A 17,796-nucleotide genomic window follows, 5' to 3' on the forward strand; every position below is an offset into this window, starting at 1 on the left:
TTTTCTTAAAGGCCTGCTAATTCCAAATGGTCCTGTTAAGGTGTGGTTAACGAGCAGGAAAAATATTCCAAAACCCAATCATCTTATCGATGACTCGCTGCCAGTAGTTTATAGTTTATTTTGCGTTGGAAGGCAGAATTGCAGAGTACAAGTTATTCTAAATGGCGGTCGGTGAGAGATTCGAACTCTCGAAGGGCTTGCACCCTTACCGGTTTTCGAGACCGGCGCATTCAACCACTCTGCCAACCGACCGCAATCACATTTTTAGCGAATGGGACTATATATGCCCCGATTACGTCCAAATTTTGTGGAAAACGGCTTGTAGCGCATGGGTTTTAGCGGTGCAAGCGTTGAATGAGCCAAAAACTTCAAATCGACGCTTGAATCAGGTTGACTTCGCCCTGTCCATGGATATATTGCGGCCTTCAATTGAGGTGCGCTGAGAAATTAGTCTTGGCGGCCCATTCAACATGTTCGAAACGGATCAGCCATGTTTGCAGTGATCAAAACCGGCGGCAAGCAATATAAAGTCGCCAAAGACGATATTATCAAAGTGGAGCGCCTGACAGGTGAAGCTGGCGACAGCGTTCAGCTCAATGAGGTTCTTGCCATCTCAGGTGATGACGGCGCATTGACGCTTGGCTCGCCACTTCTGGAAGGTGCCGTCGTATCAGCAACGCTGCTGGAGCAAGCGCGTGCCGATAAGATAGTTGTCTTTAAGAAAAAGCGTCGGCAGAACTATCGCCGGAAGGCCGGGCATCGCCAGGACCTCTCCGTTCTTAAAATCACCGATATTGCCGCCAAAGGCGCAAAGAAAGCTGCTCCTAAGAAGGAAGCCGAGGTAAAAGCCGACGCTCCTGCTAAGGAAGAGAAAGCTAAAGCCGCACCAAAAAAGGCAGCCGCCAAAAAGGCAGCCCCAAAGGCAACAACTGCAGAAAAGAAAGCCCCTGCTAAAAAGGCAGCGCCCAAAAAGGCAGCCGCCAAGAAAACCGAGGAGTAATCTAAATGGCACATAAAAAAGCTGGCGGTTCATCCCGCAACGGTCGCGACTCAGCGGGTCGCCGCCTCGGCATCAAGAAATATGGTGGCGAGAAAGTTATCCCGGGCAACATCATTCTGCGCCAGCGCGGCACCAAATGGTACCCGGGCGAGAATGTGGGCATTGGCAAGGATCACACCATCTTCGCCGTTACCGATGGTAATGTTAAATTTACCAAGAAAAGTGGCGGAAAGATCTATGTATCCGTAGAATAGCAGGCATAACGCCCGCTTCTCACGGCTAAAAGATTGAAGAAGGGGAATGGTCCAGCCATTCCCCTTTTTTGTTTTAAATGACGTTCGGATATTGTCCGGCGTCGAAAAAGGGTAAGCGACAGCGATATGAAATTTCTCGATCAAGCGAAAGTCTACCTTCGCTCCGGCAACGGGGGCCCTGGCGCCCTCAGCTTTCGGCGCGAAAAATTCATCGAGTTCGGTGGTCCTAACGGTGGCGATGGCGGCCGGGGTGGGTCTGTCGTTGTCGAATGTGTTGAAGGGCTCAACACGCTGATCGATTACCGCTATCAGCAGCACTTCAAAGCGAAAAGCGGTGGCCATGGCATGGGACGTGACAGGACTGGCGCGGCGGCGGACGACATCATCCTCAAGGTACCTGTCGGCACCCAGATATTTGAAGAGGACAATGAAACCCTGATTGCTGACTTTACGGAAGTCGGGCAGCGAATTGTGCTGTGCAAGGGCGGCGACGGAGGTCGGGGAAATGCGGCCTTCAAAACAGCAACAAACAGGGCCCCGCGTAAAATCGAGCCAGGCTGGCCTGGCGAAGAACGCTGGATCTGGTTGCGCCTAAAACTGATTGCCGATGTTGGACTCGTTGGCCTGCCAAATGCAGGAAAGTCTACCTTCTTGAGTGTCACCAGTCGCGCCAAACCCAAAATAGCGGATTATCCCTTTACCACACTTGTTCCCCAGCTTGGCGTTGTTGCCGTGGGCGAACGGGAATTCGTCCTTGCCGATATACCTGGGCTGATTGAAGGGGCCTCGGACGGCATCGGTCTTGGACACCGGTTCCTCGGGCATGTGGAAAGATGCCGCGTGCTTTTGCATCTGATCGACGCTACCGAAGAGGATGTTGTCGGCTCATATGAAACGATCCGCAGCGAGCTTGCCGCCTACGACGAGGGCCTAGCCGAGAAGCCGGAGATAATCGCGCTCAACAAAATGGATTCGGTAACGGATGAAGAGCTGGACGCAAAGGTCAAGGCGATCGAGGATGTTTCCGGAAAGCCCGTTCATGCCATTTCTGCCGTAATCGGTGAGAATGTCGACCCCCTTCTTTTTGCACTTTTGAAGGTTGTGGATGAAAGCAAAGCAGAAGAAAAGGCGGAACAGGAAGCGGAAGAAAAACTGCTGGCCGGAGAAGAACCCACAACATGGCGTCCCTGATTAACAGATTTACCCGCGCGAAACGCGTTGTCATCAAGATTGGATCTTCCCTACTCGTGGATGGTGCCACGGGGCAGTTGCGGCGGGATTGGCTAACGGCGCTCGGCCAGGATATTGCACATATGAGACGGCGTGGTCAGGAAGTCCTGATCGTTTCCAGCGGTTCTATCGCAATGGGCCGCCATGTCCTCGGCCTGAAAAACACTCCCCTCCGGCTGGAAGAAAGCCAGGCCGCCGCCGCAACCGGCCAGATCCAGCTCGCCCATGCCTATCAGGAAATTCTCGGGCTTGAAAACATCCAGGTAGCACAAATCCTGCTCACTCCGGGGGATACCGAAGAACGCCGCCGTTATCTAAACGCCCGGAGTACGGTTACAACCCTTCTCTCCCTCGGCGCACTGCCCGTCGTGAACGAAAACGACACCGTTGCAACAAGCGAGATCCGCTATGGCGATAACGACCGCCTTGCGGCAAGAGTAGCGCAGATGATTTCAGCAGACTGCCTGGTTCTGCTGAGCGATGTCGACGGACTGTATACTGCCGACCCGAAGGGTGATGCACATGCAAAATTCATTCGGGAAGTGAAAGACCTCGATAGTGAAATTCTCGCCATGGCGAGCAAGACGAAGACTGACGTCGGCCGCGGCGGCATGGAAACCAAATTGAAGGCGGCGCAGATTGCCATGGCAGCCGGGTGCAACATGTTCATTACGAGCGGTACGGTCATGCATCCGTTAAGGGCGTTGGAAGACGGCGCGCCATCGACCTGCTTTATCGCCCATGAGACCCCGCGCAAGGCCCGCAAGAAGTGGATCGCGGCCAGCCTGTCCTCACGCGGACAGCTAACGATCGACAAGGGAGCCGAAAAAGCCCTCAAATCCGGCAAGAGTCTTTTGCCGGCCGGCGTTCTCAGGGTGGAGGGGCCGTTTGAGCGAGGCGATCTTGTAACTGTCGTGAATATTGACGGGCAGGAGCTCGGGCGCGGCCTGGTCGCCTATTCTTCTGATGATGCGCAATGTATTATCGGCCATAAAAGTGGTGAGATCGCAGAAATTCTCGGCTATTCTGGCCGTGATGAGATGATTCACCGGGATGAACTTGCATTAAACTAATCCGATTAACGGGAAGCAAAAAATGACAGCACAGCCACAGATCAGCAACAGCGACGATATCGCCCGCATGATGGAAGAATTGGGCCGCGGCGCACGAAAGGCCGCGAATGAGCTGTCCCTTGCCCCAACGGAAACGAAGAACAAGGCACTCCGAGAGGCGGCCAACGCCCTTCGTGCCCGCAAAGACGAGATTATGAGCGCCAACGCGAAAGACATGACCGCAGCCAGCGGCAAAGGAATTTCGGCGGCGCTTCTCGACCGGCTGGAATTGAACGAGGCGCGGATCGAATCAATGGCGGCGGGGCTTGAGGCGATTGCAGATTTAAGAGATCCCGTTGGCGAGATCATTGCCGAATGGGACCGGCCAAATGGCCTTCAGATTTCGCGGGTCCGCGTGCCCCTGGGTGTGATCGGGATCATCTATGAATCCCGCCCCAACGTAACAGCGGACGCAGGCAGCCTTTGCCTTAAATCCGGAAACGCCTGCATCTTGCGCGGCGGATCAGAAAGCTATCATTCCAGCCGCGCCATCTGGTCCTGCCTGCAGGACGGACTTGCCGCTGCGGATCTCCCCGTCGAGGCGATCCAGATGATCCCGACAACCGATCGCGCGGCCGTCGGTGAATTACTGACCATGTCCAACTATGTAGACGTCATCGTTCCCCGTGGCGGACGCAACCTGATTGAGCGGGTGCAGAAGGAAAGTCGCATTCCCGTCTTCTCCCACCTTGATGGACTGGTTCATATATATATCGACGAAAAGGCGGACCCCGCAAAGACACGAGACATTGTTCTCAATTCGAAAATGCGCCGGGTCAGCATCTGCGGTGCCCTTGAAACCCTGCTCGTCAACCGCGCGGTGGCCAAGGATCTCCTCCCTGCTATCCTTGACGATTTGATTGGCGCTGGGTGCGAGGTACGGGGCGACGCCGATGTTCAGGCTCTGGACAGCCGTGTTGTTGCCGCGACAGAAGAAGACTGGCACACAGAGTATCTGGAACCCATCCTTTCCATCCGCATTGTCGATGATATGGCAACCGCCATCAATCATATCGAAACCTACGGCTCCCATCATACCGACTGTATCATCACCGAAAATGACGCGGCAGCAGCGGAATTTATGCGGAAAGTCGATAGCGCGATTGTCCTGCATAATGCCTCGACCCAGTTCGCAGACGGGGGGGAATTTGGCATGGGTGCGGAAATCGGGATTTCAACTGGCAAGATGCATGCCCGCGGGCCTGTTGGTGTCGAGCAGTTGACCAGTTTTAAGTATATCGTTAAAGGCACCGGCCAGACACGGCCCTGACATCTAATGCGGGCACAAAAAATTGGATTGCTGGGTGGATCGTTCAATCCCGCCCATGAAGGGCACCGCCAGATCAGTCTGGCGGCGCTTCGTATTCTGAATCTCGATCAGGTGTGGTGGCTGGTCTCTCCACAGAATCCACTGAAATCGACGGATGGCATGGCGGAGTTTGAGGATCGGTTGGCAGCCGCCAACAACGTCGCCCGGCATCCCAAAATACATGTCTCCGATTTCGAAGCGCGAATAGGTGAACAGAGAACGGCACGTACTCTGGCGGTTCTCAAAGTGACTTATCGGCAACATAAATTTGTATGGTTAATGGGGGCAGATAACATGGTTCAGCTTCCTCAATGGCAGAACTGGGAACAGATCATGGAGCTGGTTCCGGTGGCTGTTTTCAACCGGCCGGGATATATGTACAAGGCATTAAACGGCAAAGTTGCAACAAAGTATCGAAACCGACGCATTTTGAATGGACTAGGTAGCGACGGTCGCCGCCGGCTCGCCGAAATGTCCCCGCCAGCATGGACATTTCTGCCTGAAACAGTCATCAAACTTAGCAGTACGCAAATAAGAAATTATCGTGACACGGCAGGAAATACTTGCCCTTGAGGGAAAAAATTCCCAAATTAGGTGTGTTAGGACGATTTATGATTATTACTTTTGGAGAATAATTGATCCCTATTATGAAAGCTAACAAAGCTGTAGTTGCTAAACTCCGTGACCTCGTTGAGAAAACATTGAGCGACGACAAAGCGGAAGATCTCGTCTCTATCGACCTTGCCGGAAAAACCTCCTTCGCTGATTTCATGGTTATTGCCAACGGCCGCTCCACCCGTCAGGTGGCGGCGATGGCTAATCATTTGAAAGAGCGTATCAAGGAGGAAGGTTTTGGCTCGGTCCGGATGGAAGGACAAACCGGTGGCGACTGGATCCTGGTCGATGCCGGTGATGTCATAATTCATCTTTTTAGACCCGAAGTTCGGAATTTTTACAACCTGGAGAAAATCTGGGCTCCTGATATTCCGATGGAAATGATCAACTAACCCCTAAAGGGGTTTGGTTACTACGCTCGAGGAAAGTGGATGCGCCTTGTTATTGCCAGTGTCGGCAGGTTTCGGGGCGGTCCGCTGCAGGCGATGTATTCTGAATACGCAGGTCGCTTGCCTTGGCCGCTCGACTTAAAGGAAGTCGAGGAAAAAAAGCCGCTCAAAGGTGAGAAACGCAAAACCCGTGAAGCGGAATTACTTATGGGCGCCGTACCGGACGGTTCGACCCTTATTGCTCTTGATGAAAAGGGCAAGACAATGACAAGCCCAGAATTCGCCAAAATGCTCGGACAGTTTGCCGATGATGGCGTGCAGACGGTATCTTTTCTTATCGGAGGCGCAAACGGTCACAGTGCTGGAACTCTGGCAAGAGCGGATAGGCTGCTCTCCCTTGGTGCCATGACATGGCCGCATTTGATGGTCCGGGGCCTGCTGGCGGAACAGCTTTATCGGGCCTCCTCAATTTTGGCCAATCATCCGTATCATCGCGCATGATTATAATGGAATCTTAATTTTATCGGGACTATAAAGACGGTTATGAAAAGCCACACTGATCATTCTTCTGCCCCCCGCCCCGTTTTGCTCTGTATCCTTGACGGATGGGGCCACAGCGACACAAATGTCGATAATGCCATCGCGGCGGGAAATACACCACATTGGGATCAAATGGTTGCGACGCAGCCACATAGCCTGCTGGGCACTTCAGGCGCCGATGTCGGTCTGCCGGAAGGACAAATGGGCAACTCCGAAGTCGGGCATATGACGATCGGCAGCGGCCGGATCATCCTTCAGGACCTGCCCCGTATCAATCACGAGATCGAGACCGGGGCGCTGGCGAACAATCCTGAACTCCTGGATGTCATTGCGAAACTGAAGGCGTCGGGCGGACGCTGTCATATTGCCGGCCTGCTGTCTCCGGGCGGTGTTCACTCCCACCAGGATCACATGGCAGCGCTCGCCAAGATTATGGATAATGCCGGTATTGAAGTTTGCCTCCATGGCTTTATGGATGGCCGTGATACGCCCCCAACGAGCGGAGCGGACTTCACGAGAGAGATTGTGCGAAAGCTTGAGGTTCTCTCACATGCGCGGATCGTGACCCTCATCGGTCGCTACTATGCGATGGATCGCGACACCAACTGGGATCGCGTCGAGAAAGCCTACAACGCAATTTTTGGTGCTGTCGGCGAAAGGTTTTCTGACCCGGTCGCCGCGCTGAAGCATGCCTATGAGGCAGGTGAAACGGATGAGTTTTTCAAACCTCATATCGCGGACGGCTATGAGGGCGTACAGGACGGCGATGCGTTCATCATGGCAAATTTTCGGGCCGATCGCGCCCGCGAAATTCTAACCGCGATCACCGACAACGGCTTTAGCGGTTTTAAGCGCACAACGCAGCCGAAATTGGCGGCGATCAAGGGAATGGTTGAGTATTCAACAGATCTCGCCGGCTCTATCCCCGCGTTGTTCCCACCAGTCGAAGTAAGGCATACACTTGGTGAAGTCGTTGCCGGCGCCGGCAAGACGCAGCTTCGAATTGCGGAGACCGAGAAGTATGCGCATGTGACCTTTTTCCTGAATGGGGGAGAAGAGCGGGTTTATAACGGTGAGGAGCGCATCCTGGTACCAAGCCCGAAGGTCGCAACCTATGACTTGAAGCCGGAAATGTCCGCATTTGAAGTCCGGGACAAGCTGATCGACGCAATCCACTCCGAGAAATTCGACCTCATTGTCGTTAATTTCGCCAATCCGGACATGGTTGGCCATACAGGCGTGATGGAAGCCGCCATCAAAGCGGTGGAGGTGATTGACGATTGCATCGGCATGTTGGCCCAGGCGATTGAAAATGTTGGTGGGGCGATGCTGATAACCGCGGATCACGGGAATATCGAGGTTATGCGCGATCCAACGACACAGGCCCCCTATACTTCGCATACGACGAACCTTGTTCCCTTCGTACTAGCCGTCGGCCCGGAAGGGGCCTCTGCAAGTGATGGAACACTGGCAGACCTTGCGCCTACGGTTCTAAATCTCATGGGCATGGACATCCCATCTGAAATGACCGGTACAAACCTTGTCCATGTAAGGGAGGGGCTGGGAAAAGACCGTGTTGCGTCCTGAGTTCAGTTCTTTTAGTCCACGCCGATATTTGCGGCGTTTCGCCTGTGGGCTTCTCGGGCTGTCCCTTCTGCTGCCAGTCGCGCCTGTAGAGGCCTCGCCCGATCAAGACCTTGAGAAGTTGCGCAAGGCGCTGGCGGAATCGGAAAACCGGCAGGAAAGTTTTACGAGCCAGCTTAACGATCTCAGCGGTGAAATCCGGGTTCTCAAGCAACGACTGGTCACGGCGGGACGAAACCTCACCCTTCTCGATCAAAACCTTGTCGACGTGGAAGATCGGCTGGATCAAATCCGGCAGGTTGAAAATGATACCCTCCAGAATCTTTCAAAAAGAAATGCCGACCTGGCAGTCATGCTTTCTGCTCTGATAAATCTCAGCCGCCAGCCTGAAGGGACCCTGATGGGGAACCCTAGTGGCCTGGTCAATAGTTTACGTGCCTCATCCCTTTTGCAGTCAATCTTGCCAAAGCTGAAAAAGGAGGCGGATCAACTCTCGATACAGCTTGATACGCTTGCTAGCCTTCGCGCACAGTACGATGCCGAAAGAAAGGAGTTCAGCTCGCTTCGTGAACAGCGTACGGCCGAGCAGGAGAAGCTAGACCAGTTGCTTAATGAGAAGCGCGCTGCACAGAAAAAAATTTCAACCGCCAGTCTTGCCGAGCAGCAAAGGCTGCAGAAGCTGACGGCGAATGTGCGTGATACGGAGACGCTCATGTTGCGTCTGGAAGAAGACAAGGCGCGACAAAAGGCGGCAGAAGAAGCGCGACTTCAACGGGAAATAGCGGAAAAAGAAAAGCAGGCGCTAGCCGAGCAGAAGGCTGCAGAAAAGCAGAAGTCACAAGAAGAAATCAAGATTAGGCCTATCGTTTCACCCAAACTGGCAAGCATCGGCCCAGCACGTCACTTTACGGAGGCGAAAGGATTGCTTCCGTTACCAGTGGGGGGGCGGATCGTTACAAAATATGATGAAAGTGATCAGGCGGGTAACAAAAAGGGTATAGTTATTGAAACCCGCCCCGAGGCGGCCGTTATCTCACCATTCGACGGCCAGATTGCCTTTGCCGGCCCTTTCCGGCACTATGGCTTATTGCTGATCATTGACCATGGTGACGGATACCATACACTGTTGTCTGGCATGGGATCTATTGACGGAACAGTCGGCCAATTGTTGCTTGCCGGGGAACCGGTCGGGCAAATGAAAAAAAGTAGTAAAGAAAATCCAAAGCTCTATATGGAGCTTAGAAACAACGGTGCGCCCATTGACCCTGTCCCCTGGTTAATGGCCGCAAATAGAAAGGTTAGCGGATAATGAGACATGTTGTAACAGGTGTGTTGGCCGCGGCGGTGTTAGTGCTGTCGATCGCGATCATTACGACACCGGATGATCGGGTTGAGGCCAGTTCCGAAACCTATCGTCAACTAAATCTGTTTGGCGACGTGTTTGCAAAAATTCGCGAAGATTACGTTGAAGAAGTTGATGATGAAAAGCTGATTGAGGCGGCCATTAACGGCATGCTCAGCTCTCTCGACCCGCATTCAAGTTATCTTAATCCGAAAAACTATGACGGCATGAAAGTGCAAACACGCGGCAAGTTCGGCGGACTCGGAATTGAAGTGACGATGGAAAATGGCCTGGTCAAGGTTGTGGCACCAATTGATGACACACCCGCCGCCAAGGCGGGCATTCTTGCGGGCGATTATATTACTCACCTCGATGACGAGCCAGTCCTCGGCCTCACACTAGCCGAAGCTGTTGAGAAAATGCGCGGCCTGGTCGACACGGACCTAAAGCTCACTATCCGGCGCGCCGGCGAAAAGGAGCCGCTCGATATTACGCTCACCCGCGCCATCATTACCGTGCAATCCGTTCGGGGCCGGCTTGAAGGCGACGACATTTTCTATGTCCGGATTTCCAGTTTTACGGAACAAACCGATGATGGGCTTCGGAAAACGATTAATCGGCTAAAAGAGGAATCTGGAAATGAGTTCAAAGGGCTTATTCTTGATCTTCGAAACAATCCCGGCGGGCTGCTCGATCAGGCCATTGCCGTTTCCGATGATTTCCTGGAAAAAGGCGAAATTGTCTCGACCCGTGGCCGCAAGGCAGATGATGCGCAACGGTATAATGCAAAACCGGATGACATCGTAGATGGCAAGCCAATTGTCGTCCTGATCAACGGCGGATCCGCGAGTGCCTCCGAAATCGTTGCCGGCGCCCTTCAGGATCACGGTCGTGCAGTTATCCTCGGCACCAAAAGTTTTGGTAAAGGATCCGTACAAACGATTGTCCCGCTCCAGGGGAACGGGGCAATGCGGATGACAACTGCACGCTATTATACGCCATCAGGAACCTCTATTCAGGCCAAAGGCATCGTGCCGGACATAGAAGTGGAACAAGCAAAACTCGAAGTTTTGGAGCCGCTTAAAGGCAGGTCCGAGGCAGATTTGCGGAATCATCTGGATAATGGCGAAGAAGCGGAATCTTCGGCAAATAGCGCAACAGAAGCAGCGACTAAGGAAGAAATTCTTGACTACCAGCTTCTGCGCGCAAAAGATCTACTCAAGGGTGTCTGGCTTTTCGCTAAAAAGGATGCGAAATAGACAGCTGTATATCTTAGTTCTTCCGGCGGTGCCTCATAGCTAGACAACGGCACTACGTCGGTAGGATTGAAAACACCGGCGGATTATTGTGGGAAAGCTAAACACAGACGATACTTCCAAACCGGCACCTAAAAACAAGGTGTCGGTTTTATTTATACTTACTCTGTCCATAATTCTTGCCACTATCGGCATTATGAGCTGGAGTTTTTTTGGTAAGCATAACCAGAAGGCTGCCCTCATTACTACGGCCAGAACGACGATAAACGCACCGGTCCAGCCAAAGCCGCAATTGCCGCCAGAACCGCAGGAAGACGACATCGCTCCCGCGGCAACTTCCTCTGCCCCGGAACCTTCTTCCGTTAATCCCGAAATCCCTGAAGCACCAAAGATTGGAGCGATTTCGGAGTCTGCGCAAGAAGCAGACCCAGAGAAGGAAATAACCACCAAATCAGATGTAGAGATCGAGCAACCGGCGCAAACCGGCAGCACCCCTACCCCAACCGCATTTCCCGAAGCAGAGACTCCGCTCTCCCGGGAAATTGCGCCGCCGTGGGGTCAGGAAGACCTTGCAGACGACTTTAATGCCGCGTCCGACCCTGAGACATTCGACCAGCCCCAAATGGAAGCTTCCGGGGCGATAGAATCCCCGCCTCAAACGGAGGAAGTGCCGGAATCGGTAGACACATCGGAAGACATGTTATCGACTGACGACGGGTTACCCCCAACGACTACTGCGGTTGAAAAGCGAAAAGAAGAACTCGCGACAGAAACAGCGCCAGACCTTGAGGCAAATGATCCGCCGACCGATGAGGTCCCCGACACCAAAGTTGAGGCTCAGAGCCAACCTGAAGTCTTAGTACCGTCCAAAAATCCTGAAATTGCGGACCCAAATACAATCCCCAGCGACAATCCAACCGATACTCAAGTTGGGATAACGGAAGAAGTTTCGCCTCCGTCCTCGGCCTCAATTTCGCCGGAGCGCCCAGAGAAAGCAGATGACTTAGCGCCTGAGCTGGTAACAGCTATCGCGGAATCTAGTGAAAAGCCCGCCAAAGCGGCGATAAAGGGTACGGAACTCCCCTGGCAGAAATACGCAGGCTCCTTCGATTATTCGGATGACCGACCCCGCATCGCGATCGTGATTAGCGAGGCTGGCATTAGTGCCCCCCGCACGCGCGATGCTATCGAGAAGCTTCCAGCTGCTGTGACATTGGGCTTCAATCCCTACGGCAGAAACCTACAAGACCTGGTCGATCAGGCGCGAGAGGCAGGACATGAAGTGCTTCTCCAACTCCCCATGGAGCCATTGGGCTATCCGCGGATCGATCCCGGACCGCAGGCCATGCGTACAGACCTGACAGACGACGAGAATCAGGCGCGGCTTGCCTGGGCTCTTACTCGATTTACAGGGTATGCCGGCGTGACCAATCAGATGGGATCGAAATTTACATCAGACCCAGCAAGCATTCAGTCGATTTTGACGGTTCTCAAGGAAAAAGGTGTCCTGTACCTGGATAGTCGCACAGCCAGCGATAGTGTCGCGGCTGACATAGCCGAAAAGCTTGATATTCCAGTTGCCATCAACAACCGGTTTCTAGATCATAAGGCTGATGGCGCCCTTATTGATGCTCGCCTCGAGGAACTGGAATCAATCGCTAAGAGGACAGGATCGGCCATCGGGGTCGCCTATCCCCATAGTGTAACTTATCAACATCTTTCGGAATGGGCGGCCACATTAGATCAGAAAGGCCTGGTTCTGGCACCCGTGTCAGCCCTAATTAGAAGGTAGGAATAGTCATGACTGAAACCGTGTCACGAGAAGACCTTCCCTATCGTCCCTGTGCGGGCATGATGGTTTTGAATAAAAAGGGACAGGTATTTGTCGGTCGACGGCTTGATATGGTCACTGAACATTGGCAAATGCCACAAGGTGGAATTGATCCAGGAGAAGACCCTCTAAAAGCCGCCTTTCGTGAGCTTGAAGAAGAAATTGGCACCCGGAATGTTGAGCTTATCCATGCTCTTGATGAATGGCTCAATTATGATTTACCTGAAAGCCTGATAGGCAAAGTCTGGAAAGGTAAATATCGCGGGCAAACGCAAAAATGGTTCCTTTTTCGCTATCTCGGCCGGGATAAAGACATCAATATTAAAACGCATCACCCCGAATTTTCTGAATGGAAATGGGCGGAGTTTTCTGAGTTACCGAATTTAATTGTGCCTTTCAAACGTGATCTTTATGAGACAATTTTACAAAAATTTTCTCGGTTCGTATGATTTTCGCCTACCAAACACTGGCTTGCCATCACAATTTGTAGTGATTAAACAAAAATATTCGCCAGTAAATCTCAATATCTAGTATTAATAAGCCGAACAAAGAGTTCGGACCTTATCTGGTTGTATTTCAATTTAAGATACGATTATAATCTTAACCAATTGTTAACTGTAATTAATTGGTTATAGTTAACAATAAGAATTAGTTTTTTAATCACACGATCAGCAGTTGGGTGGTTATTTAAATATAATTTTATTCAAAATTTAACTGGTTGCAAAATATACGCCCTACCAGTAGCTTAAATGAAAAACGTCTAGTAATCGTTTAGTGAGCGTAAATATGAAACACTATGAAGAGCTTACCGGGGGTGAGGGGAGACGCGTTTTTTATCGCGCTGAACGGTTCGACGCAAAAACCCTGATGAGCAGCATTTCTCCCGTCGTCAAGGTAGACGACAAGGCCTTTGACCTTTTCGATATCAGCATGAGCGGAATTAGCTTCGTGAGTCCGCAAAATTTTTCATGGCTCGAAGAGATGAACAAGGACGTTCCCTTAAGATTGAACCTGGGAACGACTGAAATTTTTGCAGGCAACGGCAAAATCCGCCGTATAGAACCGCACGAAAACCAGCACAAGGTTGCCATAGAACTCACTAAGGGATTTCTCGATATACGGAAGATCCTGGACCAACACGATGATTTAGCGCTTCAGGAGGCGGTAACCGTCGGCCTCGCGGATCAATCCCATCTGGTCCCCGCGTCTTACAAGGAAGCAATCGGCGATGCCGTCTATATGCTGCGTTCCATTCACAAGGTATTGGACAAGGTCGAAAAAGACCTCAACTCGGAAGATTCCCGTCGCGATGATCGCATAAAGGATATTATCCTAGCCTGCGAAACAAAGGCTCTCGCCCGCTGGAAAGAGATTTCCAAAAGATGTTTGAAGATCACCAAGGAACTCGGTGACAATGAGGCGGCAATCGCCGCAACCAAGAAATATACGGAGTTAGTTTTAACTCCCGAGATTCTGCCCGGCGCGAGCTGGAACCGAGCCTATACGAAACCACTTGGATATCCGGGTGATTATCAGGTCATGAACTATGCGTATAACCTCAGCCTTGAGGGAGATACGGCCTACGCGAAATTCTGCCATCGGCTCGGCACTTCAACAGGCGAGTTTATTACAACTCGCATGACGATGACGAAACAGGCAATCGCCAAGCTAAGTATCAAGGCAGCAGAAAAAGGCCTTAAAAGTTTCAAGGTTGCGAGCCTCGGGTGTGGTCCGGCGCAGGAGGTGGCAAACTATCTGAAATCAATGGTTCCGCCTCTCGCTATGGAATTTACCTTGATCGATCAGGACCATGACGCCCTTTCCTACGCCTATAACAGCACATACCCGCAAGTCGCCCAGTTAGACGGAAAAGCCTCGGTCAAGTGTCTGCATGCGACTTTCCTGGAGTTTCTGGCAACCGGAAAGCTCTTTAGGAAGCTGGAGAAACAGAACCTTATCTATGCTGTAGGCCTCGCCGATTACCTTGGTAAGAAACGGGCGACGAGAATGGTCGATGACCTCTATGCCAATCTCGCTCCCGGCGGAACGCTGATCATCGGCTGCATGAGGACTTCAGAAACAAGCCTGGAATGGCAGGTTGAGTATGCCGTGGACTGGACTTTGGTTCACCGAACAGAAGAGGAAATGCTGGAACTCGCGCATAATCTTGACGATGAAGCCACCCGGGAGATAGCCGTTGATTCAACAGGTCATTGCCATTTGCTGATTATCACCAAACCGGAATAAACTTCCCAGAACGGGGACCGGAAATTATCGTCAGGATTTTTCTGGTTTTACCCGCGGGCCTGTAGCTTTGTTTCGTCTCCAGTGTGGTGGTTTATCAATCGCTCCTTCGGGAATTCAACTGTCGCAACGGTGCCTTCTCCCAACTGGCTGTCCAGCGTGATGGTGCCATTGTGCAGTTCCATGATATTTTTGGTAAGGGGCAAACCAAGACCCGTTCCCTCGTAATTCCGGGCCATTGAACTTTCAATCTGCACGAACGGAGCAAATACCTTTTCTATATTCTCCGGATCGATCCCTATGCCGGTATCCTTGATTCGGATCGCAAGATTACCAGAGGAGTCCAGTGCCTCGAACCCAATGGCGACTAACCCGCCCTTGTGAGTAAATTTTACAGCGTTGGAGAAGAGATTTAGGAACACCTGCACCAGCAGGCGCGGATCACCAATCATGTGATAATCTTGCGCCGGTATATCAAAGGCCAGACGTACGCCGCGTTCCGCCGCATGATCCCGAATGATCCGCAATGTTGAATTAACGATATCTACCAAAGATACTTCCTCTTCTTGCAGAACCAGCTTGCCGGCCTCCGCCTTCGATAGGTCGAGAATATCATTGATGATACTAAGTAGATGTTGTCCACTGACGTTAATGTCCTTGGAGTATTCCTTGTATTGCTCCTTCCCGAGAGGGCCGAACATCTCTTTTTCAAGAATTTCGGAGAAGCCGATGATAGCATTGAGGGGAGTCCGCAATTCGTGAGACATAATAGCCAGAAACTCGGATTTCGAATGATTTGCCGCCTGTGCCTTTTCAGCCAGGATATCACTTTTCACCCGCTCCTCATCGAGCGTTTTCATATTGATAAAGTCGCGCCGTTGAGCCAGTTCCTGGAAATAGGCCGCGAAGACCCCCATCCCCGCAGCCGTCAGGAGGAAAAAGTCATTCGCCATCAGAATGAGTAGGGGAATTGGATTAATCCAAATAGCCGCGATGTGGTATGTCACAACAAGAAATGCAGTTACTGATGTTGCGTAAAGAAAACGGGTTGGAGGCAGGCAGCAACAAAAAATGATTAATGGTGTCAGCCCCGCGTAGTAAAGATAATTTCCCGGCTCATTGGCAATTGCTGTCATGACAATAATACTGACGCCAGAAGCGAGCATGCAGAACGCGGCTCCCGGTTGGGCCACCGCCGCATAATACTTCGTGTATGTCATAAATAGCGTGATTAAGAATATGGGTATGGCAATGCCAAACCTGATGAGTAAAGCTGCTTCGAATACTTCCGGAATTACGTAAAAATCGAGAATAGAGAAGCAAGCATAGATTATCACAGCAGATAGCAGGGACAGGCGCATAACGGCCAAAGACCGCCCGATAGCGGCATCGTTATAGTCACTTTCGACGGAACGATCTACAAATCTTAGCGAGAACCTATTGAGCTCAGTCCCATTGAGCACAGATTCAATCGTTGCAAATTGTCCTATAAACCGCAAGTTTGCCGCCAATCCTATTTCTTCCTAAAAATTCTTATTAAAAAATATAAGGATTGGTGGTTAATTTTATCTTAAATTAGAGTTAGTTGGTCCTGAGATGGAAAAAGCTATTTAAGATTGTTTTTAGTTTTATTATATACTCTTTATCCTGTTCTTTTGAACCCCGCCGAAAGATATTTCCATACCCATTTGGGATGGTAGAGGGTTCTTTCTTTCTCTACTAAATGCACAATCTGGTAGAACCTTTCGATAATATCAATCGATGACGATCCCATGATAATGCTTTTCAAACTATTCTTCAGCTTCAACCCAAATGGCTTTTTACCGATAGTTTCTGGGTATCTAAAATCCTGGCCGAGCGCCAGATCCCAGGGGGTCGCGAAAATTTTCCGAAGCTCCAAAAAATAGCTGTTTTTAATGTGAGCCATAGTCTCAATACTGTCGAAGGTCACCCCCCCGATAGATCTGGCAAGGGCTCCAACAGAAAGGGCAGTAACACTCATGCCCTGGCCAAATAACGGGTTAAGGCTCGTATTTGTATCACCGACCGGTAATATCCCGAGAGGAAAAGCCGGCAAATCGTCGTAGTGACGCCATTGACCATAAGGAAATTTATGAAGTCGAATGTCACTGAGAATTTTTGCGTTCTTTATCGCCTCGTATATATCGGGCCGGGGAAGCGACTTCGCGAAGGCCAGGAAGCCCTCTATGTCCGCAGGCGGGTGCTCGTTATGATAACCTGCGAGCGTCAATAACCATTTACCATTCTCAACCCGCACCAACGTTGAGCCGCGAATTTCCGAGGGGCCTTTAGGATAAATTAGAATACTTTTCCAGTCTCTGGCTTCATCCGGCAACTCAAGTAGACAACTGGCATATCCAAGATTCACTTTGATGTGATCTTCCGGCACTTCACCAAATCCCTCGCGCTTTAGCCATCGCGGAAAAAAACTGCCCCTACCCATCGCATCGACAAAGAAATCGCCCGGGAGTGTTTCTTTAGCGCCATTCTCCAGGCGAACGACGGCCGCAGCTACCCTTCTGTGTGCGTCGTCCAGCAGGAAGTCCTCAACCCGACATTCATGTATGAGCTCAACATTTGGGAGCGCCCTGACCTCTTCCCGAAGACAATTTTCAAGAAGAGGGCGCGTCTGGAAATAGATAGTCAGGGACCCTTCAAACCTAGGCATCCATTTTTCATTGATATACCAGCGGACTTCATTGCTAAAGTTGCAGGAGACAGCTCCTGCTCGTTCAAGATGCTCCGGTAATCCAGGGAAAATTTCCGTAAGGGCATCTCCCCCGCCTTTTAGCAATCCATGCACATGGTTCGCTTGTGGTGTCCCTTTTCGGGCCACATTACCGTTTTCAATTTGATCCGGTTCCAAGACCAGTACGCGATCAAATATCGCCGATAGAGCTTTAGCTGACGCCAACCCGGCGATACTTCCGCCGGCAATGATCGCAGTCCTTGTCATAGCTTAATTTTACTTTTCATTTTACCTGTAATCAGCCTACGTCATCAGCACAGAAATGAAAATAACTTCAAACGCATCAATAAAAAAAGGGGCCATTGGCCCCTTTTAGCATT

Annotated in this window: 16 protein-coding genes and 1 tRNA gene; 14 read left to right on the forward strand and 3 right to left on the reverse strand. The window is 51.3% G+C overall.

The features are described 5' to 3' along the window. Positions 1–162: 162 nt before the first annotated feature. Positions 163–252: transfer RNA gene (locus J0X12_RS02140), tRNA-Ser, on the reverse strand. A 238-nt stretch (positions 253–490) separates the two neighbouring features. Here J0X12_RS02140 and rplU point away from each other — a divergent pair. The 14 genes from rplU (at position 491) to J0X12_RS02210 (ending at position 14,709) form a co-directional block, all read left to right on the forward strand. Next, positions 491–1,000, forward strand: a complete 510-nt coding sequence (gene rplU / locus J0X12_RS02145) for a 50S ribosomal protein L21 (protein ID WP_207041603.1) — start codon at positions 491–493, stop codon at positions 998–1,000. A gap of 5 nt (positions 1,001–1,005) precedes the next feature. Further along, positions 1,006–1,254 carry a 50S ribosomal protein L27 gene (gene rpmA / locus J0X12_RS02150; protein ID WP_207041605.1) on the forward strand — a complete coding sequence of 83 codons (249 nt, stop codon included), beginning with the start codon at positions 1,006–1,008 and terminating at the stop codon, positions 1,252–1,254. Positions 1,255–1,380: 126 nt separating this feature from the next. After that, entirely contained in the window at positions 1,381–2,445 is a 1,065-nt protein-coding gene (gene obgE / locus J0X12_RS02155; protein ID WP_207041607.1) for a GTPase ObgE, read from the forward strand. Next, on the forward strand, positions 2,433–3,557 hold the full coding sequence (proB, locus tag J0X12_RS02160) for a glutamate 5-kinase (protein WP_207041609.1): 1,125 nt from the start codon (positions 2,433–2,435) through the stop codon (positions 3,555–3,557). The genes obgE and proB overlap by 13 nt, the downstream gene beginning before the upstream one ends. Before the next feature lie 22 nt (positions 3,558–3,579). Further along, positions 3,580–4,866: a glutamate-5-semialdehyde dehydrogenase gene (locus J0X12_RS02165; RefSeq protein WP_207041611.1), complete on the forward strand. Its 1,287-nt coding sequence runs from the start codon at positions 3,580–3,582 to the stop codon at positions 4,864–4,866. A 6-nt stretch (positions 4,867–4,872) separates the two neighbouring features. Next, positions 4,873–5,478: a nicotinate-nucleotide adenylyltransferase gene (locus J0X12_RS02170; protein ID WP_207041614.1), complete on the forward strand. Its 606-nt coding sequence runs from the start codon at positions 4,873–4,875 to the stop codon at positions 5,476–5,478. Positions 5,479–5,552: 74 nt separating this feature from the next. Next, a complete protein-coding gene (gene rsfS, locus J0X12_RS02175; RefSeq protein ID WP_207041624.1) occupies positions 5,553–5,912 on the forward strand; it encodes a ribosome silencing factor in 360 nt (119 codons plus the stop codon). Positions 5,913–5,951: 39 nt separating this feature from the next. Then, complete coding sequence (gene rlmH / locus J0X12_RS02180) at positions 5,952–6,410, forward strand: 23S rRNA (pseudouridine(1915)-N(3))-methyltransferase RlmH (RefSeq protein WP_207041626.1); 459 nt, start codon at positions 5,952–5,954, stop codon at positions 6,408–6,410. A gap of 42 nt (positions 6,411–6,452) precedes the next feature. Further along, a complete protein-coding gene (gpmI, locus tag J0X12_RS02185; protein WP_207041628.1) occupies positions 6,453–8,036 on the forward strand; it encodes a 2,3-bisphosphoglycerate-independent phosphoglycerate mutase in 1,584 nt (527 codons plus the stop codon). After that, entirely contained in the window at positions 8,023–9,342 is a 1,320-nt protein-coding gene (locus tag J0X12_RS02190) for a peptidoglycan DD-metalloendopeptidase family protein (protein WP_207041630.1), read from the forward strand. Before gpmI ends, J0X12_RS02190 begins: the two co-directional genes overlap by 14 nt. Beyond that, positions 9,342–10,634 carry a S41 family peptidase gene (locus tag J0X12_RS02195; protein WP_207041632.1) on the forward strand — a complete coding sequence of 431 codons (1,293 nt, stop codon included), beginning with the start codon at positions 9,342–9,344 and terminating at the stop codon, positions 10,632–10,634. Before J0X12_RS02190 ends, J0X12_RS02195 begins: the two co-directional genes overlap by 1 nt. 193 nt (positions 10,635–10,827) lie before the next feature. Continuing rightward, entirely contained in the window at positions 10,828–12,423 is a 1,596-nt protein-coding gene (locus tag J0X12_RS02200) for a divergent polysaccharide deacetylase family protein (RefSeq protein WP_207041634.1), read from the forward strand. A gap of 8 nt (positions 12,424–12,431) precedes the next feature. Then, a complete protein-coding gene (locus J0X12_RS02205; protein ID WP_207041635.1) occupies positions 12,432–12,911 on the forward strand; it encodes an RNA pyrophosphohydrolase in 480 nt (159 codons plus the stop codon). Positions 12,912–13,248: 337 nt separating this feature from the next. Next, entirely contained in the window at positions 13,249–14,709 is a 1,461-nt protein-coding gene (locus J0X12_RS02210) for a PilZ domain-containing protein (RefSeq protein ID WP_207041636.1), read from the forward strand. Between the two features lie 47 nt (positions 14,710–14,756). Here J0X12_RS02210 and J0X12_RS02215 read toward each other — a convergent pair whose 3' ends face one another. Beyond that, positions 14,757–16,217 carry a sensor histidine kinase gene (locus tag J0X12_RS02215; protein ID WP_207041637.1) on the reverse strand — a complete coding sequence of 487 codons (1,461 nt, stop codon included), beginning with the start codon at positions 16,215–16,217 and terminating at the stop codon, positions 14,757–14,759. A gap of 131 nt (positions 16,218–16,348) precedes the next feature. Then, a complete protein-coding gene (locus J0X12_RS02220; RefSeq protein ID WP_207041638.1) occupies positions 16,349–17,683 on the reverse strand; it encodes an FAD-dependent oxidoreductase in 1,335 nt (444 codons plus the stop codon). Positions 17,684–17,796: the final 113 nt, after the last annotated feature.

It is taken from the genome of Sneathiella sedimenti (assembly GCF_017313765.1).
GTDB classification, from domain to species: Bacteria; Pseudomonadota; Alphaproteobacteria; order Sneathiellales; family Sneathiellaceae; genus Sneathiella; species Sneathiella sedimenti.

Coding starts and splice junctions, on each gene's coding strand:
- rplU (WP_207041603.1), top strand. CDS start 491: ATGTTTGCAGTGATCAAAACCGGCGGCAAGCAATATAAAGTCGCCAAA.
- rpmA (WP_207041605.1), top strand. CDS start 1,006: ATGGCACATAAAAAAGCTGGCGGTTCATCCCGCAACGGTCGCGACTCA.
- obgE (WP_207041607.1), top strand. CDS start 1,381: ATGAAATTTCTCGATCAAGCGAAAGTCTACCTTCGCTCCGGCAACGGG.
- proB (WP_207041609.1), top strand. CDS start 2,433: ATGGCGTCCCTGATTAACAGATTTACCCGCGCGAAACGCGTTGTCATC.
- J0X12_RS02165 (WP_207041611.1), top strand. CDS start 3,580: ATGACAGCACAGCCACAGATCAGCAACAGCGACGATATCGCCCGCATG.
- J0X12_RS02170 (WP_207041614.1), top strand. CDS start 4,873: ATGCGGGCACAAAAAATTGGATTGCTGGGTGGATCGTTCAATCCCGCC.
- rsfS (WP_207041624.1), top strand. CDS start 5,553: ATGAAAGCTAACAAAGCTGTAGTTGCTAAACTCCGTGACCTCGTTGAG.
- rlmH (WP_207041626.1), top strand. CDS start 5,952: ATGCGCCTTGTTATTGCCAGTGTCGGCAGGTTTCGGGGCGGTCCGCTG.
- gpmI (WP_207041628.1), top strand. CDS start 6,453: ATGAAAAGCCACACTGATCATTCTTCTGCCCCCCGCCCCGTTTTGCTC.
- J0X12_RS02195 (WP_207041632.1), top strand. CDS start 9,342: ATGAGACATGTTGTAACAGGTGTGTTGGCCGCGGCGGTGTTAGTGCTG.
- J0X12_RS02200 (WP_207041634.1), top strand. CDS start 10,828: ATGAGCTGGAGTTTTTTTGGTAAGCATAACCAGAAGGCTGCCCTCATT.
- J0X12_RS02205 (WP_207041635.1), top strand. CDS start 12,432: ATGACTGAAACCGTGTCACGAGAAGACCTTCCCTATCGTCCCTGTGCG.
- J0X12_RS02210 (WP_207041636.1), top strand. CDS start 13,249: ATGAAACACTATGAAGAGCTTACCGGGGGTGAGGGGAGACGCGTTTTT.
- J0X12_RS02220 (WP_207041638.1), bottom strand. CDS start 17,683: ATGACAAGGACTGCGATCATTGCCGGCGGAAGTATCGCCGGGTTGGCG.